The sequence below is a fragment of the Algoriphagus sp. TR-M9 genome, assembly GCF_027594545.1.
Lineage (GTDB): Bacteria > Bacteroidota > Bacteroidia > Cytophagales > Cyclobacteriaceae > Algoriphagus > Algoriphagus halophytocola.
Window position 1 is genome coordinate 2,037,569 of record NZ_CP115160.1, and the last position, 25,119, is coordinate 2,062,687.

Sequence of the window (25,119 nt, forward strand, 5' to 3'; positions counted from 1 at the left end):
TTTATTCACTCCAAACACTCAGAAAAGAAAAATCCTATCTTCCTTATTCTGAGAGAGAAAAATTTAAAACTCTCTCAGAATTGATAGTTTGCTCTTTAGTTTTTGGATTTCCTCTTCTGCCTTTTGAATCTTCACATCAAACTGATCTTTCAATTTATCGGCTGTACGCGACGAAGCGAAAAACTCCAGATTGTTTTTCCACAGTGTAATATTGTTTTCCAATTCCGTGATCTGCTTTCTGATCCCGTGCTCCTTCTTATTTAGCGTCTTCACAGCATTAGGATCAGATTGGATTCTATTCAGGTTCAAACGGAACAAGAAATCCTCTCTACCTTCACCCTGTGGATCCAATTTCTCTAGGTACACATCCACGGCTTCTTTGAAAGTCGCTTGAATCTCTTTCATGGCTTTCCTAGGCACAAATCCAATCTCGTTGAATTCCGCTACCATAGCAGTCAGTTCCTCCTCTTTGACCTCATCTTTTGACGCTGCTTCAGTTATTTTCTTACAAAGCTCCTGCTTCTTCACCAGGTTCTCTTCAAATTCTGCATTAGACTGCTTGTTGGCATTCCTTCTATTCTCAAAGAAGAAATCACAGGCTCCTTTAAACTGCCGGTACAGTGCATCCCTGCTCTTCTCAGGTGTAGGACCAAGTTTTTTCCAATCTTGCTGTAGTTTAACCAAGGCGTTGGCAGTATTTTGCCAATCCGTGTTATTTTTCAGTTCTTCAGCTTTGGCAATCAATTCCTCAGCTTTAGTCTGATTAGTAGCTCTGATTTCGTCCAGCTCTTTGAAGAATAAGTTTTTATTGTGGAAAAACTGCTTGAAAGCCGCCCAAAAAGATTTATTGATTTCTTTTCCTGACTCCCGAGGTACCGGACCTATTTTTTCCCAAGCCTTCTGAATCTCTAGAATCTCTTTGGTTTTGTTATTCCAGTCTCTGATGCGGCTCGCTTTAAATTCTACAAACTCACTCAAAGAGGCGATTAAGGCTTCTTTCTTTTCTTGGTTCTCCTTATAAACTTCTTTTTGACCTTCATAGAAGTCTTTTCTACGATCATATACTGCATCAGAAGCAGCTTTGAACTTTTGCCACAATGCTTCCTGCTCGTCTCTAGGTACTGGACCGATGTGTTTGAACTCCTCGTGCAGTTCGTTGAGCATTTTAATCGCCGCTTTCAGATCCTTTACCTCCTTCAAGGCTTCTGCTTTTTCAACTAACTCTAATTTGCTCTCCAGATTCTTCTTTCTGTCTAGCTCTTTTAGCTCAAAATAGATACTACGGTTATCGTAGAACCTATCCATCAGGGCGTTATAACTAGCCCAAAGACTTCTGTTCTGGGAGGAAGGTACGGCGCCTATACTTTTCCATTCTTCCTGTATGGATTTGATAGCCGACATGCTAAGCGTAGTCTCTTCACCATCTACTAGTTCCCGCAGTTTATTAAGCAAGTCTGTTTTAGCTTGGAGATTGGACTCTTTTTGCTGTTCAGCTTCTTTTCGCAGCGTATTGAGCTGCTTTTTGAATTCGTAATAGTGAACATTGAATTCCTTTTCTTCTTCACTTGGACGGAAGTCAAAATCGTCCTCTACCCCACCTTCAGCTTTAAATTTTTCTAAAGCTTCATCCTTTTCTTTATTGGTAAACTCATCAAAGGCTGCTTTGATATCATGAATAAGCTTATCTACCCGTTGAGGCTTATCAGCCTTTACCTTACTCTTCAGTAGGCTGAGCAGCTCAACTTTACTCATGACTGAAAGATCTATTTCTTCTTCATGCTCCTCATCCTCCTCCTCTTCATCGGAAGAATCATCGTGAATGTCTTCTTCCTGAGCAGCAGATTTTTCAGTTTCAGCTTCAGTTTGGACCTCCTCATCGTTGGTAGCTGTGGCTTCATCCTTTTGAGCCGATTCAGCGTTATCCCCTTCGGGTTCAGCGCTTTTTGATGCAGGAGTTTCCACCTCTTCCTCTTTAGAATCAGAGCTTTCGGTGTTTACATTCTCTTTCTTTTCGATACTCTTTTCTTCCGCTGATTGGGAAGTTGGAGTCACCTTATCCTTGTCGGATAAATCATTACTTTTCTCAGTCATAAAAAACGGTACTATTTCAAGGCAATATGGACAAAAGTAGGGATTTTGCCTAATTTAATCTCGGGTCCAAAGGATAATTTGCGATTACTTTAAACTCTCCCCCCATGTTTTTAAGTAAACTTTTCCAGAGCTCCTCAGGAGTCAATTTCAGCGTCTGCTCGTTTAGATTTTCTCGGCAGATTATCCAGGTTTCATCGTCAAGTTCCTCTTTCAGCTGATCAGTCCCCCAGCCAGAATACCCTAGGAAAAACCGCACAGAATCAGGATCTAGCAGCCCCAACTTGAGCTTATCCACTAAGGATTCATAATCTCCTCCCCACCAAATATGGTCGCCCAGGGAAACACTACCGTCCAGAACCTGCTCACCTGTATATATAAAGTGAAGTGTATTTTGCTCTACTGGCCCCCCTACGAAGACTTCCTTTTCCAGAAAATCCAGGGCTTGAACGAGCTCATTGAGTTTCAGAATGGAGGGTTTGTTAATCACCAAACCAAAACTACCTTCCTCTGAGTGTTCACAGAGTAGAACAACAGACCTGACAAAATTTTCATCTTGTAAAAAAGGCTCAGAAATCAGTAAGTCGCCCGCTTTAGGAATTTTTAGTTTGTTTTTATTCATCCATGCTTATTTCTAATTGATTGAAAAATATAGATCATAATTTTTTAAATGCAATGCCAATGGTATTTTTATCCCAAAGAAAAATAATTTGACACGGGCACAATGGATATTTCAGCTATACGTAAAGACTACACTCTTAAATCACTAAATATCAGTGATGTAAACACTGATCCACTTGATCAGTTTAGGGCCTGGTTTGAAGAGGCAGTAGCAGCCCAAGTATTGGAAGTGAATGCCATGTGCATTTCTACCCTAGGACTGGACGGAAACCCAAATGCCAGAATTGTGCTTTTGAAAGAATTGGATCATGGTTTTGTGTTTTTCACCAATTATGAGAGTGAAAAGGGCCAGGAAATCCAACAATCCAATGCAGGCGCCATTACGTTTTTTTGGCCGGAACTAGAACGACAGGTCCGCATCAAGGGCAAAATAGAAAAAGTGAGTCCTGAAGAATCAGATAAATATTTCTTCTCCCGGCCTTTTGGCTCGCAGATAGGTGCCTGGGTTTCTCCACAGAGCAGGGTACTTTCATCCAAGGAAGAATTAAGTCTAAGGCAAATAGAAGTAGAGCGAAAATTCTTGGATGAACCTATGCAACGACCCAGACATTGGGGTGGCTACAGGCTTTTACCCCATTCAATTGAGTTTTGGCAAGGCCGGCCGAGCAGACTTCACGACCGTGTCAAGTACGAGCTTAAAGGAGAAAATTGGGAAATTTCTATTCTGGCTCCCTGAATTATTTGAGGTCAAACAGGTCGTCTGTACCGATCATTCGCTCCACGGTAAACCCTTCTGCATAAGTACACAATATTTTGTGTCCAAATTCTCGAGCTCTGGATTCGATAAATGGTAGAAAATCAGGATCAGAAATAAAGCTCTTCGGTTCTTTGCTGCTAGGATCGTAAAACTGCGACTTGTAAGCCATGATACTATCGATTTTGGTTTGCCAAAAAGGCGTAATATCCATCACAAAATCAGGCTCGATGTAGTTGTTCTGAATGTAGTGGTAAACAAACTTCGGTCTCCAAGCTTCTTGAGCTTTACCGTCTAGCTCGGTTTCGATCATTCGCAATCCGCTCATAAAACAAGCATCGGTAGCTAAACTACCACCCTTACCATGATCAGGGTGCCTGTCCTGTACTGCATTGGCTAGGACGACTTCAGGTCTGTATTTCCTGATCATCTTGATCAGCTCAAGTTGATGTTCTTGGTCGTTTTTAAAAAATATATCCTTAAACCCTAGATTTTCTCTTGCTGACAACTGGAGAATTTCTCCTGCTTTTTGAGCTTCCTGGAGCCTAATCTCAGGTGTACCTCGGGTTCCCATTTCACCTTGGGTAAAATCCACTATACCCACTTTATGTCCTTTAGCTACATGTGCGGCAATGGTTCCGGAACAGCCTAACTCTGCATCATCAGGATGCGCAGCAAATACTAAAATATCTAATTTGTTCATTTTATTCTTTTACCTAACTCTCAGGTTTTGGCCTATTCTTAAGATGGATCTGGTGGAGATTCCATTCAACCTAGTCAAAGTACTGACAGAAACTCCGTATTTCCTGGCAATAGATCCTAGGTTTTCTCCTTTTCTTACGCGGTGATATGCGCTTGTCCTGGCTTTGACTATGTGGCCAAATAAATCCGGCGTAATGGAAAAGGTAGGTCCTAGAATTTTGTAAGCTGGGAAGTCGTATACTTTTTCAGCATCAAAAGCCAGACCTCTATATCTCAATTCATAATGTAAATGAGAACCTGTGCTCCTTCCCGTATTTCCTCCTTTAGCTATTAAATCCCCCGCTCTTACTTCATCGCCCACATCTACTAATTGTTTGGAAAGGTGTCCGTATAAGGTCTCAAGTCCATTTTTATGCCGAATGACTATGTAATAACCATAGCCATAGCGATCAAAACTTTTCACTCGCACTATTCCGTCAAAACCACTATAAACAGGATCACCCGTCTGTAAGTCCAGGTCTGTACCATAGTGCCACCTTCTCCATCTGTATCCATATCCAGATGTCACAGGGGTAGTTTCTAAAGGCATCTTCCAGTCATACCCAAAAAATTCGTCATACAGTCTAATATTCACCGTATCAGAAAAGGTCTTTGGGTCAAAGTTATAAATGTCTATTTTGTTAGAATCCCAGGATGAATAATATTCATAGGCAGTCACCCAAATACTATCGATCTGGATTTGCTCAGACACTTTGATCAGCTGATTGGTAGGTGCCCAGATCATGATGTCCTGATCTTCACTGATGATAGACCGCACTCTGCCCAGGTTCACATTATTATCAAAAATAATGGAGTCAGTTCTGCTAGTAAGCGTCTGCAAGTAGGAATCCTGATCGAAACCTCTCAGCTCAATATTCCTCCGGTCCTGATTAGTAGTGGTGGATTGAGTAGTAGTATTTTTCTTAATTATCTTAGGAAAAATTTGAGCATTGGCATTCAATACGCCAATGCTCAAGTTTAAACTAAAGACAATTATTAGAATCAGATTCCTCATTTACGGATTTTAGTCATTCTCACACTCAGCCAAATAACGCTCAGCATCCAGAGCAGCCATACAGCCAGTACCTGCAGCTGTGACGGCTTGTCTGTAGATATTATCTTGGGCATCGCCACAGGCAAAAACACCCTCAACGTTCGTTTTGGTACTTCCTGGAATGGTTTTGATATAACCCGCATCGTCCATGTGAATGTAATCTTGGAAGATACCGGTGTTTGGCTGATGTCCAATAGCAACAAAGAAGCCAGAAATTGCGATTTCTGATTTTTCTCCGGTTTTGTTGTTATAAATTCTCACCCCATTTACTTCTTCATCCCCTAGTATTTCGTCAGTTTCAGTACTCCAAAGCACCTCAATTTTTGGATTATTCAATACACGCTTTTGCATGATTTGAGAGGCTCTCATTTCTTCTCTTCGTACCAGCATGTAGACCTTGCTACAGATATTGGAGAGGTATGATGCTTCTTCACAAGCTGTATCCCCTGCTCCTACTATGGCTACTTCCTGACCTCTAAAAAAGAATCCATCGCAAACCGCGCAGGCAGAAACTCCTTTGCCATTTAGTCTAGTTTCACTGGCTAAACCTAGCCATTTTGCCGAAGCACCGGTAGAAATAATCACAGTGTCAGCATGTATAGTCACTTGCTCATCTATTACCACTGTACGGGGTGTAGTGCTGAAGTCCACTGAAGTTGCCAAACCATATCTGACCTGGGTACCAAATCGCTCAGCCTGTTTGCGGAAATCTTCCATCATCTCTGGCCCCATCACACCATCCGGGTATCCAGGATAGTTTTCTACATCATTTGTAATCGTCAGCTGACCGCCAGGCTGACCTCCTGTATATAAAACTGGTGACAAGCCAGCTCTTGAAGCATAAATAGCTGCAGTATAACCTGCTGGTCCTGAACCTATAATTAAGACCTTTACTTTTTCGATTTCTGGTTTCATTAATAATGATTAATTAAATCTGGCAAATTTTATGATTTCTGCTTTAGTAACAAAGTTGCATGTTGTTAAAATTCCCTAAGCTTAGGAGCCTAAGGAATCCGGGTTTGCTATTTTATCCAAATAGCTTAAAACTAAAAAAGGGGGTTAAAAACCCCCTTTTATGTAGTATTTCTATCCAAGGTAAGGTTTCAGCGTCTTACTCCTAGATGTGTGTCTAAGTCGACGAATGGCCTTTTCTTTGATTTGCCTTACCCGTTCTCTGGTTAGGTTGAATTTTTCTCCTATTTCTTCCAAGGTCATCGCGTGCTCCCCATTCAAGCCAAAGTAAAGTGTGATTACATCCGCTTCACGTTGGGTCAAGGTAGATAGTGCGCGCTGTACTTCTCTACGAAGAGAATCATTCATTAGCCCATCATCTGGCTTTTCATCCCCATCATTTTCCAAAACATCCAAAAGGCTATTTTCTTCACCTTGGACAAATGGAGCATCCATGGAGACGTGACGGCCAGAAATCTTCATGGTGTCCACTACTTCATTAGCAGTCACCTCAAGCACTTCTGCAAGTTCCTCTGGAGATGGCTCACGCTCGAATTTTTGCTCTAATTCGCTAAATGTTTTGCTGATTTTATTCAAGGATCCTACTCTGTTCAGCGGAAGACGTACAATTCTGGATTGCTCGGCTAGTGCCTGAAGGATGGATTGTCTGATCCACCATACTGCATAGGAGATAAATTTAAACCCACGAGTCTCATCAAATCGCTGCGCAGCTTTGATCAATCCTAGATTACCTTCATTGATCAAATCTCCCAAGGAAAGTCCTTGATTTTGGTATTGCTTGGCAACTGATACTACAAAACGAAGGTTGGCTTTGGTGAGTTTTTCAAGGGCCAACTGGTCACCTTCTCTAATTCTCTTAGCCAAAACTACTTCTTCATCTGCTGTCAACAGGTCTACCTTTCCTATCTCTTGAAGGTATTTATCAAGGGACTGGCTTTCTCTGTTGGTAATCTGTTTGCTAATTTTTAGCTGCCTCATTCAGGATAATGATTTGTGAAATTTAATATTTTTAATAGATCAAAATAATCAATTGTTTCGGATTACCTTATGCTTTTGGTGCAGGTTTTTCCGGCTTTGGCAATAAAGCCTTTCTTGAAAGCTTGAATTTGCCAGTTTTCTTATCGATATCGATCAATTTAACCATAATTTCTTCTCCTGGCTCTAACACGCCGTCCATAGACTCTACGCGCTCATGCTTGATCTCGGAGATATGAAGTAAACCATCCTTACCCGGCATAAATTCCACAAATGCGCCAAAAGGTTGAATATTTTTCACTTTTCCGGTATAAGTCTCTCCGATTTCAGGCTGCGCCACGATCGCCTTGATACGGGAAAGTGCGGCGTTAAGTTTATCCTGATTGGCTGAGAATATATTGATTTTACCTTGATTGTCGATCTCTTCGATGACGATAGTTGCTCCGGTATCCTTTTGGATTTCCTGAATTACTTTTCCGCCTGGGCCGATCACTGCACCTATCAATTCCTTAGGAATATACATGATGAATGATCTAGGGGTATGAGGTTTCAAGTCAGGTTTAGGAGCTGCCAGAGTCTTGGTAATTTCATCCAGAATATGAAGTCTTCCTTCTTTGGCCTGATATAAAGCTTCCTTCAACACGGCATAATCTAAGCCTTCTACTTTCAAGTCCATCTGGCAGGCGGTGATACCTTTTGATGTACCTGTTACTTTAAAGTCCATATCTCCTAGGTGATCCTCGTCTCCCAAAATATCCGAAAGTATGGAATACTTACCGGTCTTAGCATCGGAGATCATTCCCATCGCGATTCCAGTCACCGCAGATCTAATCGGTATACCAGCATCCATCAATGCCAGTGAACCAGCACAAACAGTTGCCATGGAAGAAGATCCGTTAGATTCCAGGATATCAGAAACTATACGAATGGTGTATGGGTTCTCGGTGTCTGCCGGAAGCACTTTTTTCAAAGCTCTCATGGCTAGGTTGCCATGACCTACTTCTCTTCTACCCGGTCCTCTATTTGGTTTTACCTCACCAGTTGAAAATCCAGGGAAATTATAGTGCAGATAGAATTTATTGTATCCGGAGATTGTAGCTCCATCTACCATCATCTCATCCATCTTGGTACCAAGTGTACAAGTGGTCAATGACTGCGTTTCTCCTCTGGTGAAAACTGCTGAACCATGAGCGGAAGGCAAATAATCAACTACAGACCAGATAGGACGTACTTCATTTAGCTTTCTGCCATCTAGTCGCTTCTTTTCGTCCAGTGTCAGGTTTCTCGCAGCTTCTTTATGGATTTTGCTGAAATATGGCCCAATTAGACTTGCTTCATATTCATGCTCTTCTCCCAGGCTTTCTACAAAAGCTTCTTTGATTTCTTTTACCAATGCAGAACGCTCTGACTTATTCGGGATTTGCTTGCTTACAACGTCATAAAGCTTGTCATAAAGCTCAGCTTTCATTTTATCAAAAAGTGCTGGATCAGACTTCTCGTGATTGTATTCTCTTTTTACTTCCTTACCTACCATTTTGGTAAGCTCGATTTGAGCCTGGCAATGTCTCTTGATCTCTTCATGAGCATATTGCATGGCTTCCACCATTTCATCTTCTTGGATCTCGTCGGCCTCACCCTCTACCATCAAGATAAAGTCCAAGGAGCCTGCTACGATAAATTCCAAAGAGGCATTTTCCAACTCTGTAGGAGTAGGATTGATTTTCAGTTTGCCGTCGATCTTCGCTACTCTCACTTCAGAGATAGGTCCATTGAACGGAATGTCGGAAACGGCCAATGCTGCAGATGCTGCAAGCCCTGCCAATGCGTCTGGAAGCACATCTTCATCTCCTGATACTAATGTGATAGCGATCTGCGTATCGGCATGGTAATCATCTGGGAAAATAGGTCGTATCGCTCTATCTACGATACGGCTGATCAAAATTTCATAGTCGGAAAGTCTTCCTTCTCTTTTCAAAAATCCTCCAGGGATTTTACCCGAGGAGGCAAATTTTTCCTGATAATCTACAGACATCGGTAAAAAGTCCACCCCTTCTCCAGCTTCTTTTTTGGATACCACGGTAGCCAAAAGCATAGCTTTGCCCATCTTCACTACTACTGAACCATCAGCCTGCTTAGCCAAGGCGCCAGTTTCTATTGTAATTTCTCTGCCATCTTCTAGCGTGATGGTCTTGGTGATTAAATTCGGTAACATAAATAATTGTTAGTTTTTGCGTCGTTAGTGATAAAAGTATTCTGATAACCTTAAAAATGAAAAAAGTAAGGTTCTCCATCAAGAGAACCTTACTAAATTGGTTATTTTCTGATTCCTAGCTCGGCGATAATTGATCTGTATCGCTCGATGTCATTTTTGTGAAGGTAGTCCAATAGGCTTCTTCTCTTACCTACCAGCTTCAACAAACCAAGTCTTGAGGAGTGATCCTTCTTATTTGACTTCAAATGCTCAGTCAAATGCTTGATTCTGTGTGAAAAGAGGGCAATCTGAGACTCAGGAGATCCTGTGTCAGTAGCAGATTTTAACCGTCCATGATTCTTGAATAACTCTTGTTTCTTCTCTGAGGATAAATACATGTTTAGCTAAATTTTATAAAACAACCACAAAGGTAGCGTTAAATTTGAAATAATAAAAACCTATTTCTCTTTTGACTGAAGAAGTTTTACCCGCTTCCGTATGCTGTTCCAAATGTTGACATAAAAGTCAGGTTCAAAGAGTCTGGCATCCTTTCTGGCTTGTTTCACAAAAAACAACCCAAACGGCAATAAGCAGAGATTTGAAAATGCAGTTCCAAAGAAAGAGTCCACCATTCCTTCTTTGGCCCATTTCTCTCCCGTAATGGTAAGCATGTAATACACTATAAAAAAGATAATGGATACCAATACAGGCATGCCCAATCCCCCTTTTTTGATAATAGCCCCTAAAGGCGCTCCGATCAGGAACATGGCAAAGCAAGCAAAGGCCTGGGTGTATTTTTGGAACCAGGCAATCTCATACCTTCTAAACTCCCGTTGGTAATTCTCTACTTCCGATTTTTTGATCGCAAAGGTGTTTTTCAAATTGCGGGAGTTCGACAATGCCATATTGATGGCCGTACGCTCATATTCCCTGCTGGTCACCATGGAATCAAGGGTGGCATATTCAGCAGCAGTGAGCGGGGCAGTTCTTAGCTCTGGCTTTTTCTTGTTTGCGGCAATTCTTTTTATCCTGGCAGAATCAGCAGCGGTACGTTCAGGCGTGGTCAAATCCTCGTCCTGGAAAAGCGAATCGGTAACGGGTACATCCGCAGCGGCAGTTACAGCATTCGGGCTTTGCTCAGTAGTTGAAATTCCGCCGGCTAGACGCCTCTCTGCTGGATCGAGTTTGTCATTTTCCAAAGTATCCAATACAGTATCCTCCTCGGCTTCTTGGCTGTTTTTCTCGAGCAACTCCTTTTCCCGCCTTGACTTTTCGGCTCTTATGGAATCATCCCGCTCTTTTCTGGCTGCTATATGTGGCAGTGGCTTGAGCTTTCTATCTCTTGTGAAAAATGGATAAATCCCTTCCGCTGTAAGGTAGCTTTGATGCAATTTATCATTGACCAAAGTATTGATGGAGTCTAAGCCTACTCTGATTTCGGAAATATTCTTGATGGAGCGATTGGTAGACCAGGCATCTTCGGCAGTTCTATTTAACTTAAATGAATTCAAGTCGAACACAATTTCATTCACATCAAAGGTGGTACGATTGAATTCAACAGGCTTTTCCCGTATGCCCCTAGACTGGCGGGCCTCCTCGTAATTTTTACCATGATACAAGGTCAGCTTCATGTAGTTTTCATTGAAAAACGGCTCCATCCTTCCTGAATCTGCCAAAGTTACATTCAGGTTACCTTGCCTACCACTGGAGTGGTTGTAAATGAGGATGTCTTTCAGCCCATTCTCTCCTACTTTCTCATTGACCTTGATGCTATATCCCGGAATACCTGCATAAAAGACTCCAGCCTTGATGTCCAGCGCAGGTGACTTCATGCGGATATCATAGAGCAGACTAAAGGTTTTCAGGTTAACCTTGGGTACCAGATAATTATTGGATAGGTAGGCTGCAAAGGATAAGGTGATCACGAAAATCCCAATAGGCTGAAGTGCTCTGAGCAGGGATATCCCGCTACTTTTAATGGCTGTAAGCTCGAAGTGCTCTCCCAGGTTACCAAAGGTCATCAAACTGGATAAGAGCACCGCTAGGGGAAGTGCCATGGGAGAAATACTGATCACGAAATAACCGATCAGTTCCATGTAAATCCAGAAACTCAGTCCTTTACCAAAAATCTCATCGAAATACTTCAGCATGTTGACGGTCAACAGGATGAAATCGACGACAATAAAGGTCAATAAAAATGGGCCTAAAAAAGACCCAAGTATAAGTTTATCAAGTTTCTTCATTATTCAAACTACTCCTACTGCATTACGTCACAGCTAGAGTCAGAGTTCAAATTTGGTGAATACTATTGAATTTACCCACCAATTATTTCTTTCAGTTTTCCGATCAGTCCATCCCAGATGGCAATCAGCTCTTCTTCGTCATAGCCATCTGAATAGTCGATCACTTTCAAAAACATAGTCTGGGTGAGTTCATTTTCCTCCAGTTTGAATTCTATGTATGCATGATCTGATTCATCGGGTGAGCCGGGGTCGTAAAACTCAAACTTCACGTGGGAATTGGTTCTGATCGATGCCAATTTAGCGTAATGGTTTTCATTGTCAAAATCGAAAATATAGTGTTTATCCTCGTTGATTCTGACATCATCAGCAAACCACTCCCCCAATCCACTTGCTGTGCTTAAATATTGGAAAATTATTTTCTTGGAGGCATTGATTTGATAATCAGCTACAAACTTATTTTTGGCCATGATTTGGGTAATTTCATTAGATAAAAAATCAAATTTTAAAGAACGTCAACTTGCATTTCACATTACAAGACCTCATATTTGCATTCCCATTCGAAAGGGAGGTTTTCTGAGTTGATGATATACGATTATCAGCCATTTTGAATTGTTTTTCGACTGCGCTTTAATATAGGCATTAATTTCAAAAATCAATGCCTGAATAAAGTCAGACCAAAAGGAAACAGTTTGAATTCAGTCTATTAAAATATTATTTGGCGAGGTATCCCGATGGCTATCGGGAGCAGGATTCATATCCGCCACGGCGGACGGGAGTTCAAATCTCCCAATTGAAATATTAAAAAGAAATTATAAAATGGCGAGGTAGCTCAGTTGGTTAGAGCGCAGGATTCATAACCCTGAGGTCACGGGTTCAACTCCCGTCTTCGCTACAAAGGCTTTCGGAAACGGAAGCCTTTTTTTGTTTTTAAATATTTATGGAAAACTTGGATTTTCTGAATAAACAAAATCGATCCTATCGGATCAAAACAAAGGCTCCCCTCTTCTCATCCTGTTGGATGGCTCCATTTTGTGAGTAATTATATCGGAGCAGGTAGGCAAAGCTTCCCACAGCAGTCTCTTCCCCGTTTACCCGTCCATCCCAGCCCTCTGACCCGGAGAACACTAATTGCCCCCACCTATTCCAGATCATCAGTTGAAAAGATATCCCACAGTTAAAAACAGGGAGATAAAGACCATCTTGAGGAAGAAATCCAGTTGGCATTCTTACCTGAGGGGCAACTTTGGCCAATTCACCCATAGCAGAAATGACACAGCCATTAGAGTCAGTAACTGTCAATGAATAGGTTCCAGACGATAGCCCAGTGCGTGTATTAGTAGTGTTTCCATCTTCCCATAAATAACTAATGGGTGCTACACCACCAGTAACTTCAGCGACCAATTCTCCGTCGCTCGTATCTGGGCAACTTGGGTTTTTCTGAACAAAAGTCACCTGCATGGGTGGCGAACTCTCTAAAAAAATCTCCAATATCTCAAAATCACAGGAAGAGACGTCACTTACTTCGACTCTATAATTACCGGAACCAAGGCCAATTACAGAACCTGAAGTAAGTTCCGGATCATGATCCCAAGCAAACTTATAGACTCCTGATCCTCCATTCACACTGATCCGGATCGCTCCATCTGCATTTTCTGCACAGGTGGGCTGATCCACTTCGTATGCTACTTCTATAGGAGAAGTAATTTCTACACTTACCGTATCCGTACTGTAGTTATTGTCATAGTCAAGCTCAGAATATCCTGATGGAGGAAACACAGTATTTACACTAAGTTGATTTAAATCTCCAGGCGGAAACTCGATGGGCAGCTCAGTTGTACCTGTATCATTGAACACTATATAAATTTTCGAAAGTGCACGGATATCTGCATTTATAAAAGCAGAAAAATCCTCTTTGTCGAATCCATATACAATCTTTGGCAAGTTCCATACCCCAAGCAGGTTTGCACTTGTGGATTGGCTGGGGTCAGCATCGTAAAATGCCACGGGTGTGTTGACATTAATGGTATCGTAGCCATAGTTGTAAAGTGTAAAGGCAACTTGAAAAGCATCTTCGTTAATACAGCTTACCTCACTTATTTCAGGCTTTCCGTCTATGGTGGGGTCATCTACTCTTAGCGGAAAAGTATTGCTCACATCTTCGCAGTTTCCGTTTCTTGCAATCAAAGTGATTTGATAATTTCCAGGTTCTCTGAAATAATAGCTCAAATCTGTCTCGTTGGAATAAAAAGTAGGCAGGCTCTGATAAGCTGGGTTGAAATTTTGATGTGAAACCACCCACTCATAGGTATCTGCTCCATAAGAACGGTTCGTGAATAACACAGAGTCTGTAAACAAGGCATGCGGCTGTTTGGAAGCGATCAAGCGCTTATCTGGATAGAATCTGGCATCCACTCCGCAACTGACATCCACATTCATGGAAAATGACACAAAACATGAGCTATTGTCGGCATCCCAAACCTGAAGTGTCACCTTAAATAAGCCTACCTGAGGAAAGGAATATGTCAAATCTGCTGATCCAGATACCTCACTGGACCCATTATCATTCATTGTCCATTCTCCATCATCTTCAGACACATACCATTTGTAAATCGGATTGATACTATTACCGGAAAGTTCGCTGGTAAACAAAACATTTTCTCCTGGCTTGGGATATTCATTATCAAGGAAGAATTGCACACTAGCATCATCGTCGCAGGGCAATTCGCACAGTGGATGTGAAGTTCCCCTGGAAAATAATGAAGGGAAGTTTCTTTCAAGGGTAAAGCGCATCCGCTCTGCCTGTCCCCAAGTGAAATCTATTGGGCAGGGACTATAATCCATAAAATTGCTGCTCATGTCCGGGACATCCGTAAAAAATGTCTGATTACTGAAATTCGACAAAACATCTGTATCGCAGGAATTGTCGCCACAGGGCACTGATACACTTTTATCCGGCGGCGTATCACATACCATATCTCCATCCACCAGACAATCATCATTTTTGCAATCCATTCCTTCCCAGGTATGTTTTAGGCCAAAATAATGCCCGATTTCATGTGCCAAAAGTCCAGCACCGACAGATTCTACCACTACCCCATCACCTGATGCATATCCCGCAACACCAATTCTTGTCCACCAATTTTTCCCTTCGTAGTAGGCTACAGCTTCTCCCGTGATTTCATTGACCAGCCACACATTCAGGTATCTGGTCTCATCCCATTTAGTAGAATGGCTAATCACACCGGCATGATCCAAATCCATATCGGTGTTCTGATAATCACCCGGAATATGATTCACTCCAGTGGTCGCTCCTCCATCTGGGGCTGTAGCCACCAAGCAAAATTGAATACTAGTATCCACCCCCTGAGGGGTATTGAAGTTCCCCCGGTTTGCAAACGCATCATTGAGTTCATTCACGGCATTTTCAAAAACTGAAATAGATGGGGTTCCTTCCTGAAGAACATGAAAGACAATAGGGACAGTCCAAACTTCCAAATCGGCGCTACTTCCCAAATTGTTTTGTTTGGCACTCCATGATTTGAATTCTTCTGCTAGTGCGATCCTTTCATTTCTGGATAGTGTTTCCCCTTTGAAATCAGAAAAACCCTTGGAGGAAACTTGTCCATGAGCATTGATTACTAGCGTAAAAAATATAAATAGATATAGTGTTAACCTGCTCACCGTTTTTCCACCTTGAAACCAATCGGTAAAACAAATCTTTTAGAAAACGGGATTCCGTTTCGTTTCGCTGGCACCCATTTTGGCATGTTTTCTATCAGCCGAATGGCTTCACCATCAAAAGCATCTCCTAAGGACTGGGATACGCTGATGCCTGAAATAGTGCTGTCTTCATTGAGCAGAAAAGATACTTTCACAGTACCTTCTATAGCATCTTTTCTATACTCTTCCGGGTATGTGATGTTCGCCTCAAACCAGGTATATAAATTTTCAAATCCATCAACTGGATAGGCTTCTTCCAGCTTGATTTCTGCATTCATTGGATTTTTTACTCCTCCTTTTGAAGTATTGACTTCAGTTTCATCAGGCATGTCCAACAATAATTCTTCAGGAATCTCAATTTCCGGAGATACTAATGGAGGAACTTCTATAACTATATCTTCTGGTTCTTCTGTTGCTTTAGTTGAGGATGGATGCTGTCTATCTTGTTGGCTTTTTTCTGGTTTTTTGTTCTTTTCTTGGCTTATTGAGTCAACCATTATTCTGCTTGAGCGTGATTTTTGCTGATGGTCAGTCTGCAGATCTGTAGGCGGATCCATACTTTGAGAGACTTTATCATCCTGTTCTATGTCTTGATCTGTACCGTTTAAAAGCAATAATGCCGTAATGCTGCAAAAGATTAGTGCCAGCAAAGCCCAAAGGAAAGGGCCGCGCCAATTGAATGACTTTGATTTCATTGCATTATAGTCCCTGAGGATTGCATCAAAATCTTTATGTTTTTCAATATCCAGTTGTTCGAGATAGACTGAATCTATAATTTCGACCTTGTTTTTCATGACTCTTTTTCTAGTACCTTTTTAATTTTCTTGAGAATCCTATAGGTTCTTACTTTGGCCAGGTTCTCACTGATATTGAGAATAAACCCGATCTCTTTGAAACTTCTTTTTTCAAAAAACCTAAGCTCTACCATTAAAAGCTCTTCACTGGACAGCTTTTCAAGTGCCTCCTGGAGATTAGTTAGATCGTCTTCATTAATTGATTTTTCAGTTTCTATTTTTGTGAAAAGAGATGATTGGTCCTGAGCATCAATGGATACATAGCGTACTTTTCTGCTGTCTCTGAAAAACTGATTACACTCATTTGTAGCTATGCGGTATAAATAGGAAGAAAATGGGATGTTTTTGTAAGTGTAATTTTCCAAACCTATCAGTGCTTTGAGAAACACTTGCTGGGTGATATCTTTTGAAATCTCCAGCTCTCCCACCCGTCTAACAATAAACCGAAAAATCTCTTCAAAATATAGATCATAAAGTGCTCGAAAATGAGAGGGATCTGATTTAGCTTGCTTAATCAGAAATTCTTCACTCGTCGAAATTCCACTTTGCATAAAAAGTAACTCATGGTTAGACACATTTATATAATGCAACTCTTGCAAAAAGATACAGCCAAATGTGAAATAATTTTAAAATATATGTATATCCGCATTTCTGCCAGTAAAGAGACTAAAGCATTATAGGATTTGGTCAACACTAGCATTGAGGCTACTTCGGTCATCCGTCATCGGTCTTCAAGCCAATAAACCAAGGAAAATATGGCCACTGGCATCATTGCGGATAATCAGATAAAACATATCTATTTAATCAATCCCTAATCATTTGTGCAAAATTGTGATCCTATCAGCGAAAGAAAATTTAGTACTACTTTCGACCAGACGATGAACTCCCAAGGCCATTTTCAGTTTTGTTTTACAGCATACGCCTGTCTAAAAATGACCGTATTTCCCCGGTATCTGGTCTTGAGGCATTCGGATGAATTAATTTCCCCATTGGATCAAAAATCAAATACCTTGGCATCCGAGCTACATCCAAAGCTTTCAGAAATATTCAAAACCATTACACTATAAAATGCAGCATCATATCCGCTACGCCCCAGCACACAGTCAAGAAGGTAGTGGATGATGGTCAACTCACAAATTTGATTTATAGCTCAAAAGCAAAAAAGCCTCCCCGAGGGAAGGCTTTTATAAAACAAGGTAGTGCGACCTTATTTTACTTTTTCAACAACAGCTTTAAATGCTTCTGGGTGATTCATAGCCAAATCTGCCAAAACCTTACGGTTTAGCTCGATATCAGCTTTCTTCAATAATCCCATTAATTGTGAGTAAGATACGCCGTGCATTCTTGCACCTGCGTTGATACGCTGAATCCACAAAGCTCTGAATTCTCTTTTCTTCGCTTTACGGTCTCTGTACGCGTACTGTAAACCTTTCTCATACTTGTTTTTGGCTACGGTCCATACATTGCTACCTCTTCCGAAGTAACCTCTGGTGGCCTTTAGCACTTTTTTTCTTCTTGCTCTTGACGCTACTGCGTTTACCGATCTAGGCATAGTTTTTTGTTTTTTGACACTCGGTGTCCGGATTTCTCTGGATCTTTAATACCTGGGCGTCTGGTGAATAAATAAACCTTAATTAATTAATTTGTTAAGCTACAGTCGAAAATCAGATTCTCAACATGTCTCTTACTCTACCTTCGTCAGACTCATGTACTAGACCAGTTTTGGTCAAGTTATGCTTCCTTTTGGTAGCTTTCTTGGTCAGGATGTGGCTCTTGAAAGCGTGTTTCCTTTTGATTTTGCCGGTTCCCGTCAATGCGAACCGCTTCTTTGCACTTGATTTGGTTTTTACCTTTGGCATTTTGCTGTATTTATTTAGTTGAAATTTATTTTTTACCCGCCTTCGGTGCGATAAAGATGTTCATTCTTTTTCCTTCCAACTTTGGCAGTTGCTCCACTGCACCATAGTCTTCCAGTGCCTGGGCAAATTTCAGCAACAACATCTCTCCTCTTTCTTTAAAGACAATGCTCCGGCCTACGAAGTGTACGTATGCTTTTACTTTTGCCCCTTCTTTGAGGAAGTTGATGGCGTGCTTCAATTTGAAATTGAAATCATGATCATCAGTATTCGGTCCGAATCTGATTTCTTTCAGGACAATCTTTGCAGCATTGGACTTGATCTCCTTTTGCTTCTTTTTCTGCTCGTACTTAAACTTCGCATAATCAAGAATTTTACAAACTGGAGGATCGACATTCGGAGAAATCTCCACCAGATCCAGATCCTGCTCTTTGGCGAGTTTGATTGCTTTGTCTGTAGGAAGAAGCTGATTGCCTCCTTCTACAAAGTCACCCACTACCCTCACTTCGCGAGCTCTGATTTTCTGGTTTACTTTGTAAGGTTCTTCTTGTCTACCTCTATACGGTTGTCTGTTGTTTCTCAAGTTTGCTTTGATTGTTTTTATGAAATTGGATGCAAATATCGGAATTATTTCCAATTAAGAAAAGTCGGTGCAAATAATACACCTTTTACCCTTTGCTCAATGAAACTGAAATAATGTCCTGAAAGTACTTTATAAACTCCTCCGGTGAGAAGTTACCTTGATCGCCTTCCCCGTGTTTTCTCACTGATAGCTTACGTTCTTCCTGCTCCTTCTCTCCTACAATCAGCATAAAGGGAACTTTCTTCACCTCTGAATCACGGATTTTACGGCCGATTTTTTCGTCTCTGTTATCGATAGACCCAGTAATCCCGGCTTCTTCCAGAATGGTCTTGATCTCCTCGGCATAATCTACAAATTTCTCAGAAATAGGTAAAATATTGATCTGCTCCGGTGATAGCCAAAGCGGGAAGTTACCTCCGCAGTGCTCTATCAATACCGCTACAAACCGCTCCAATGAACCAAAAGGTGCCCGGTGAATCATTACCGGCCTGTGCTTTTGATTATCGGAACCTATGTATTCCAATTGGAACCGTTCTGGTAATTGATAATCTACCTGGATAGTTCCCAACTGCCATTTTCTGCCCAAAGCATCCTTGACCATAAAGTCCAACTTAGGTCCGTAGAAGGCTGCTTCTCCCAGTTCGGTTACGGTATCTAGACCTTTTTCCTCAGCAGCTTCGATGATGGCAGATTCTGCCTTGTCCCAAGCTTCGTCTCCACCTATATACTTGGATGGGTTTTCAGGATCTCGCAAGGAAATCTGTGCTGTATAATCCTCAAAACCTAAAGCCTTGAAAACATATAGCACCAAGTCTATCACTTTGATAAACTCTTCTTTCACCTGATCGGGTCTACAGAAAATATGCGCATCATCCTGAGTAAATCCTCGAACACGGGTCAAGCCGTGAAGCTCACCACTTTGCTCGTAGCGGTAAACTGTTCCAAATTCTGCATAGCGAATCGGTAACTCCTTATAAGAATGAGGCTTATGCTTATAAATCTCGCAGTGATGCGGACAGTTCATTGGTTTCAGTAGAAACTCCTCTCCCTCATGTGGCGTGGCAATAGGCTGAAAAGAATCCTTGCCGTACTTTTCGTAGTGACCAGAAGTCTCATACAGCACCTTGTGCCCAATATGCGGAGTAATTACTTGCTGATATCCAGCCTTATCCTGTGCTTTCTTCAGGAAATTAACCAAACGCTCACGAAGCAAGGTACCTTTTGGAAGCCATAAAGGTAAGCCCATGCCAACTTTCTCTGAAAAGGTGAAAAGCTCCAATTCCCTACCCAACTTTCTGTGGTCGCGCTTTTTGGCTTCTTCCACCATTGCCAGGTATTCATTCAGCTCCTTGGCTTTTGGGAAAGTGACACCGTAAATACGGGTAAGCATTTTTCGGTTTTCATCTCCCCTCCAATAAGCCCCCGCGATATTGGTGAGCTTTACAGCCTTCACAAAACCCGTATTTGGGATATGAGGTCCTCTACAGAGATCTGTGAAGTTACCTTGCTGGTAGAAAGTAATGGAACCGTCTTCAAGGCCTTCCAAAAGATCCAGCTTGTACTCATCGCCCTTCTTCTGGTAATAATCTACTGCATCTTTTTTGGAAATATCAGTACGGATGAATTCATTCTTTTGCCTGGCCAGCTCGATCATTTTCTTCTCGATAGCTTCGAGTTCCGAGCCGTCCAGTGTCTTATCACCGAAATCCACATCGTAGTAGAAACCTGTTTCGATCGGAGGTCCTATGCCGAATTTGATACCTGGATGAAGTGCTTCCAATGCTTCTGCAAGCAAGTGAGCGGAAGAGTGCCAAAAAGTATTTTTACCTTCTCCGTCATTCCAGGTTAATAATTGAATGGAAGCATCAGAATGGATAGGTCGGGTAGCGTCCCAAACCTCTCCGTTTACTTTTGCGGCTAGAACATTCCTGGCTAAACCCTCGCTGATACTTGCAGCAATCTGTAGTCCGGTAGTCCCTTTTTCAAATTCCTTCACAGTGCCATCTGGAAGGGTGATTCTAATTAGTTGTGACATGTGTAAAATTAGTTCTGCCCATACAAAGGGGCATAAAGATTAAGTTGCAAATATGCACAAGTGCGCTCCAATCAAAAAATATATGGGAAGGGAATATGGAAATGAGAGGTTATTTTTTAACTGTATAAACAATCAGCACTGGATTTTCAGAGTCCTTAGCCGCAAAAGCTGCTTCAGCAAAGTTCTTCCCTTTACCATTTACAAATTCCTCGAAGCCCTCCTGACCAAGTTCGGCTTTCTTTTTCTGTAGTTCTTTGTAAAGAGACTTCCCGGAAACTTTATTTCCAACTTTATTCTGATCAAAATGATAATTTATAGAATAAGGGTTGTATCCCTTGTCAATATCATCTTGGATAATCCAATCGATCACAGAAGTCTGTTGAGTTTCCCTTTCAAAAAAGACATTATAGGACTTTTCTTCGTATTTAAAAACTGAGTAAAAGTAGTTTTCATTCAGAAACCAAGAATTAGGGACAAATTGAAGTTTGGTCTTTTTATTGATAAAATCCATCATTTCCAAGCCTTCCAATTCATCCATCTTTTTCCTAAACTCATTAAGGTCTTGACCATACTCTCCAAAATCCAAAACCAATTGTGGCATAAATTCACCTTCCTGAACTTTATAAATAGTGTCATGATATGTCATGGAAAAATAAATATGGTCCTGATTGTTTATGAAATAATCTCTACTGGAATAATTCCCAAAATACTGATCTGGATATCTAGGAACCATATATAAAGTGTCTTGAAATTCCGAATTTAAACTCATTACCATGAAATCTTCTGCTTCGTGGATAGACTTTAAAAAATAGTATCTCTCGGCATTTTCGTCATAGGCTACCGATGAAATATGGATTTTCTGCTTTGCCTCACGGATAAAATTTCCTTCAACATCAAACCACATCAACTTAGGTGGATGTACACCTGAAATTATGATTTCATCCATGACTACCATAAACTTATCCAAATCCAAATACTGCCCCGGCCCCTCCCCGTATGCTTTGATGTTATTTAAGTAGTTGCCACTTCTGTCAAAAACTTTGATACACTTACAACCAAAAATATCCAAGGTAAAAATTCTATCTTCCGAGAAGCTAATTTGATGTAAACCTGCATTCAATTGCGCCTCTTCAGAATCATCCTTCAGCCAGATGTATTCGATCTCTGGCTCAAAGAATTCGGAGAGTTTTCCCTCTCTCGCTTCTGAGAGGTCGACTTTGATGATTTCCAATTCATCATTTCCCGCAGCTGAATTCCCTTTTTCACCTGATGAGCAGGAAACAAAAATATAACACATAAAAAGTACCGATAAAGTGTAAGTCTGCTTCATTATATCCTGATTGGTTAAATGCTTGTTAAAAAGGTTCTTTAAATCTCTGGGCTTCATAGACATTTTGCACTTAAAAACTCCATCCGAAACTTGCACCTCCCAATATCGCCTGGAATGTGGGGTTCCCATCAGCTTTCCCTGCAAAATTAAAATATGGTGTATAACCTGCTCTGAAAAAGAACCCTCCTTCCGGTTTTTGATAGCGATAACCCACTCTGAAAATAACTGCTGCACTATATACGATCTGATCATCAATCTCGGAAGTCACTGGATCTGTAGTGGGGCTAGGTTCTAATATGGAGGTAACTCCGGCTCCTATTTCCAAATGATGATTGGATCTACCCCAAAAGGCTGAAATTTCCATAGGTACTACGGGCAACCAATAGTTAGATCTTCGAGTCCCATGACGCCACATCGAAAAGCCAACGCTTACATTCAGCTTTAGCTTTTCCTTTTGATGGATAATTCTCCCGTAGTTTACTGCATATCGTCCAGAGTTACCCCCGAATTCCAAATACAGCGCATTTCTTGCGGTAAAGGTCTCCGCTTCGCTTTGGGCTAAACAATGAAGCGAAACCGGAAAAATCAGGATTAAAACAAAAATTATTTTGGGAATTATTGAATAGATACAGGTTTTCATCTGATTAAGATAAAAAAAAACAGTAACTACAGTATAATCTGTCCCGAAATTTTTACCGCAAAAGGCTTAGCATCAGTATGATCCAGATATGTGATCCGATGAAAGAAATCAATTCTGAAGAATTTGAAGATATTCTCTATACCATACCCCAGCTCCACATACGGAGTCTTGGGATCCAACCGGCCAAAGGTCTCCAGCGGATTGCCATAAGGATCCACAGTAGGTGAATTAGCTACATTTTTCTGGCTTACAGATCCAAATAGTACATTGGCATTGGCCACGGCGCGCCATTTCAGCTTTTTTACCAGCGGGATTTTATTCAAGAGAAACCCCTCAAAGAAATGTCTATACCTCAAACTTGCATATTGATCTGAAGCAAATTCATTGAAATTCATTGTATTGAAAGCAGCAGAGGTATAAAACAAGGTCTCGTTGCCCAGATGGTTTTTGAGGATAGGATAAGGCACTTCCCCAAAGATCTTCCCGGCATCCAGCTCATACCTGGACACGCCCAGCATTCCCATATTCAGTCGCTGATAGAGATAAAATGTCAGTTTAGAATAGTTGATATCTCCTCCCAGCCATTGGAAACCTTTGGCATATGTGGCCTGCAGGATCGGCCATTTAGAAGGACCAAAGGAGGAACGTTCATTGTCATTGATAATAATGATCTCATCCCTGCCATATCTTAGCCCTACTTTTGCCTCAGTTGTTTCAAAATCAGACCTGTACTCCCCTGTTCCTTTTTCCAGGTAGTAGAAGTCAAAAAGGGGATCAAATTGACTTAGTTTGAAATTGGAGAAAAACAGAAAGCCTTTGAAAAATTCCCGCTGGAATTCCAGTTTTTGGTTGGTATTGAAAAATGGCCTTCGAAGGGTTCCGAATCTACTGGCCGCAAGAAAAATACTGTTATCCTGCAATTCTGCGATCTCCAGGCCTACCTGATCGATTTCCTTCTGTGCAGAGAGCGATAAAGTAGTCCAATGAAAACGGTCCAATATGCGGGTAACCTGCGTGGAATATTTAAATTTTTCATCTTTAAATCCATAAGCTCCGTAAGCCTTGATTTCCCACTTATTGCTGAATTTCAAAGAGGTTCTCCCACCCATTCCCAGACGAACTCCTTCAATATTATTATAATTAAAAAAGCCTGGCCAGGGTCCAATATCTGCTTTCCCCACGTTCAGATAGCCTGTACCAAAGAATTTTAGGCCTTCTGAAAAGAAGCGAACTATCGGAATGCGCTTTAAGGTATCCACCATTTGTAGGACCGCCAGCTCCTCTTGGCTTAATGGATCCTGTCGGTTTGCCGCCCAAAATTCCTCGTCGGCTATATTATAATCCTCCTTTAGGGTTACCGCCTGGTTGAAAAAGGAAGTAGGCTTGGGTTCACCTACTCGGATACTATCAGCCGAGGTGTAAAACTTAGCCAGGAAGCCGGCAGTTTTGGGAGTTACCTGGCCTATTTTGATCTGTACCCTTGATTTTGACGGAATCAACGGTCCTGCAGAAGTAGGCACTAATTCCTGTTGAATCTTGATTCTTTCGATGAAATTCAGGTTCACTTCCTTTGGAATAGACAGGTCCACTTGTTTGAGCGCATACGTTTCCTTATTGATCCAGATGGTACCGGAAAACGCCAGATCCTGCTCCCTGAGCGGATACACCTGCAGAATATAGCAGGAGTCCTTCCCCACCAACACGGAATCCATCAGATCGTAATCGTAAAAGTTTTTCCAGCCATCTGCGATGGGTGACACAAATTCCTTTTCTACGATATTCAGCCAGTTTTTGTAAAAATTGTATTCCTGAAAGGCGGAACCGGTGATCTGTGAAGTCGTCGAGCCATCCGTGATCCCTACTCCGGTGATTTTTGACTTCTCCACGATCTCTTTCTTGAGTTCCGGATTGTTTCTGTAGTAAAATTTGGAGAGGGTTTCGGAGAAAAAGACAGGCAGGATTTTCTCTCCCTCGTCATTGGTCAGTTGCTGGATGGAGTCCAAAACCGCAGTCACTTTCTGGACGGTCTTGCGCTGGGTAAACTCCTCTGAGACATGATCTATGTCAATTTCAATTTTAGTATAGTTCTTTGTTTCATAAGCACTTAAGGAGCGCTTGTCAAAGTCCTTTTTCCGGTCTACTGCCCGTCGGATAATTTCAAAAGCCGGATTTTCCCCAGCTTCAAAAACAAAGGCTTCCATTTCAAAATCCGAAGGTTTGAGCTGAAAGTTTACCGTTTGTTCTGCCACATTTTGCAGGAGTTTGCTGGCTGAGATATAACCGAGGTAGGCCGCCGAAATACTATCTGTCAGACTCCTGGCTTCGATTTGATAGTACCCTTCAAAGTCAGTGGAAATCCCGGTGGTAGTCCCCTTTAAAATCACAGAAGCAAAGGGAATAGGGTCTCCTGTTTCGGAATCAGTCACTTTGCCCTTGACTATAAACTGGGCAAAGGAATGGGTGCTGATGAGAAAAAGTAAGGCAATAAGGGTGGTTCGGAGCATGAAATCTAGATTGCACAA

Annotated in this window: 21 protein-coding genes and 1 tRNA gene; 2 read left to right on the plus strand and 20 right to left on the minus strand. The window is 41.5% G+C overall.

Translation table 11 applies throughout. From position 1 onward, the window contains the following. Positions 1 to 63 precede the first annotated feature (63 nt). The gene (locus PBT90_RS08855; RefSeq protein ID WP_264810038.1) at positions 64 to 2,091 is read right to left on the minus strand and encodes a DUF349 domain-containing protein; all 2,028 of its coding nucleotides are present in this window, start codon (positions 2,089 to 2,091) and stop codon (positions 64 to 66) included. A 49-nt stretch (positions 2,092 to 2,140) separates the two neighbouring features. Then, positions 2,141 to 2,710, minus strand: a complete 570-nt coding sequence (locus PBT90_RS08860) for a YqgE/AlgH family protein (RefSeq protein ID WP_264810040.1) — start codon at positions 2,708 to 2,710, stop codon at positions 2,141 to 2,143. A gap of 102 nt (positions 2,711 to 2,812) precedes the next feature. On the opposite strand from PBT90_RS08860, the gene pdxH reads away from it, so the two are divergent. Beyond that, positions 2,813 to 3,445 carry a pyridoxamine 5'-phosphate oxidase gene (gene pdxH / locus PBT90_RS08865; RefSeq protein ID WP_264810042.1) on the plus strand — a complete coding sequence of 211 codons (633 nt, stop codon included), beginning with the start codon at positions 2,813 to 2,815 and terminating at the stop codon, positions 3,443 to 3,445. Between the two features lies 1 nt (position 3,446). On the opposite strand, the gene bshB1 is transcribed toward pdxH, so the two are convergent. From bshB1 to PBT90_RS08905, 8 genes are all read right to left on the minus strand, one after another. Beyond that, positions 3,447 to 4,166, minus strand: a complete 720-nt coding sequence (bshB1, locus tag PBT90_RS08870; RefSeq protein ID WP_264810043.1) for a bacillithiol biosynthesis deacetylase BshB1 — start codon at positions 4,164 to 4,166, stop codon at positions 3,447 to 3,449. 9 nt (positions 4,167 to 4,175) lie between these two features. Then, complete coding sequence (locus tag PBT90_RS08875; protein WP_264810044.1) at positions 4,176 to 5,219, minus strand: M23 family metallopeptidase; 1,044 nt, start codon at positions 5,217 to 5,219, stop codon at positions 4,176 to 4,178. A gap of 9 nt (positions 5,220 to 5,228) precedes the next feature. Then, positions 5,229 to 6,173, minus strand: a complete 945-nt coding sequence (gene trxB / locus PBT90_RS08880) for a thioredoxin-disulfide reductase (protein ID WP_264810045.1) — start codon at positions 6,171 to 6,173, stop codon at positions 5,229 to 5,231. Positions 6,174 to 6,344: 171 nt separating this feature from the next. Further along, on the minus strand, positions 6,345 to 7,208 hold the full coding sequence (locus PBT90_RS08885; protein ID WP_264810046.1) for a sigma-70 family RNA polymerase sigma factor: 864 nt from the start codon (positions 7,206 to 7,208) through the stop codon (positions 6,345 to 6,347). Positions 7,209 to 7,275: 67 nt separating this feature from the next. Next, the gene (pnp, locus tag PBT90_RS08890; RefSeq protein ID WP_264810047.1) at positions 7,276 to 9,417 is read right to left on the minus strand and encodes a polyribonucleotide nucleotidyltransferase; all 2,142 of its coding nucleotides are present in this window, start codon (positions 9,415 to 9,417) and stop codon (positions 7,276 to 7,278) included. Positions 9,418 to 9,518: 101 nt separating this feature from the next. Then, positions 9,519 to 9,794, minus strand: coding sequence for a 30S ribosomal protein S15 (gene rpsO / locus PBT90_RS08895; protein ID WP_264810048.1), 276 nt, complete (start codon positions 9,792 to 9,794; stop codon positions 9,519 to 9,521). A gap of 60 nt (positions 9,795 to 9,854) precedes the next feature. Beyond that, the gene (locus tag PBT90_RS08900) at positions 9,855 to 11,639 is read right to left on the minus strand and encodes an LptF/LptG family permease (RefSeq protein WP_264810049.1); all 1,785 of its coding nucleotides are present in this window, start codon (positions 11,637 to 11,639) and stop codon (positions 9,855 to 9,857) included. A gap of 71 nt (positions 11,640 to 11,710) precedes the next feature. After that, a complete protein-coding gene (locus tag PBT90_RS08905; RefSeq protein ID WP_264810050.1) occupies positions 11,711 to 12,106 on the minus strand; it encodes an START-like domain-containing protein in 396 nt (131 codons plus the stop codon). Positions 12,107 to 12,457: 351 nt separating this feature from the next. Between PBT90_RS08905 and PBT90_RS08910 the strand changes: the two genes are divergently transcribed. Beyond that, positions 12,458 to 12,531 (plus strand) — tRNA-Met (locus PBT90_RS08910). An 83-nt stretch (positions 12,532 to 12,614) separates the two neighbouring features. Here the strand turns inward: PBT90_RS08910 and PBT90_RS08915 are convergent. From PBT90_RS08915 to PBT90_RS08960, 10 genes are all read right to left on the minus strand, one after another. After that, a complete protein-coding gene (locus tag PBT90_RS08915; protein ID WP_270132810.1) occupies positions 12,615 to 15,320 on the minus strand; it encodes a M43 family zinc metalloprotease in 2,706 nt (901 codons plus the stop codon). Further along, on the minus strand, positions 15,317 to 16,153 hold the full coding sequence (locus PBT90_RS08920) for an energy transducer TonB (RefSeq protein WP_264810052.1): 837 nt from the start codon (positions 16,151 to 16,153) through the stop codon (positions 15,317 to 15,319). The genes PBT90_RS08915 and PBT90_RS08920 overlap by 4 nt, the downstream gene beginning before the upstream one ends. Then, a complete protein-coding gene (locus PBT90_RS08925; protein WP_264810053.1) occupies positions 16,150 to 16,704 on the minus strand; it encodes an RNA polymerase sigma factor in 555 nt (184 codons plus the stop codon). The genes PBT90_RS08920 and PBT90_RS08925 overlap by 4 nt, the downstream gene beginning before the upstream one ends. A 656-nt stretch (positions 16,705 to 17,360) precedes the next feature. Then, entirely contained in the window at positions 17,361 to 17,705 is a 345-nt protein-coding gene (gene rplT / locus PBT90_RS08930) for a 50S ribosomal protein L20 (RefSeq protein ID WP_264810054.1), read from the minus strand. 112 nt (positions 17,706 to 17,817) lie between these two features. Then, positions 17,818 to 18,012 (minus strand): 50S ribosomal protein L35, encoded by a 195-nt coding sequence (rpmI, locus tag PBT90_RS08935; protein ID WP_057936298.1) that lies wholly within the window; start codon positions 18,010 to 18,012, stop codon positions 17,818 to 17,820. A gap of 25 nt (positions 18,013 to 18,037) precedes the next feature. Next, on the minus strand, positions 18,038 to 18,592 hold the full coding sequence (infC, locus tag PBT90_RS08940; protein WP_264810055.1) for a translation initiation factor IF-3: 555 nt from the start codon (positions 18,590 to 18,592) through the stop codon (positions 18,038 to 18,040). An 85-nt stretch (positions 18,593 to 18,677) separates the two neighbouring features. Then, a complete protein-coding gene (thrS, locus tag PBT90_RS08945) occupies positions 18,678 to 20,627 on the minus strand; it encodes a threonine--tRNA ligase (protein ID WP_264810056.1) in 1,950 nt (649 codons plus the stop codon). Positions 20,628 to 20,736: 109 nt separating this feature from the next. Further along, complete coding sequence (locus PBT90_RS08950; RefSeq protein ID WP_264810057.1) at positions 20,737 to 21,957, minus strand: 6-bladed beta-propeller; 1,221 nt, start codon at positions 21,955 to 21,957, stop codon at positions 20,737 to 20,739. A gap of 70 nt (positions 21,958 to 22,027) precedes the next feature. After that, on the minus strand, positions 22,028 to 22,597 hold the full coding sequence (locus PBT90_RS08955) for a hypothetical protein (RefSeq protein ID WP_264810058.1): 570 nt from the start codon (positions 22,595 to 22,597) through the stop codon (positions 22,028 to 22,030). A gap of 26 nt (positions 22,598 to 22,623) precedes the next feature. Then, the gene (locus tag PBT90_RS08960; protein ID WP_264810059.1) at positions 22,624 to 25,101 is read right to left on the minus strand and encodes a DUF5686 and carboxypeptidase-like regulatory domain-containing protein; all 2,478 of its coding nucleotides are present in this window, start codon (positions 25,099 to 25,101) and stop codon (positions 22,624 to 22,626) included. Positions 25,102 to 25,119 lie beyond the last annotated feature (18 nt).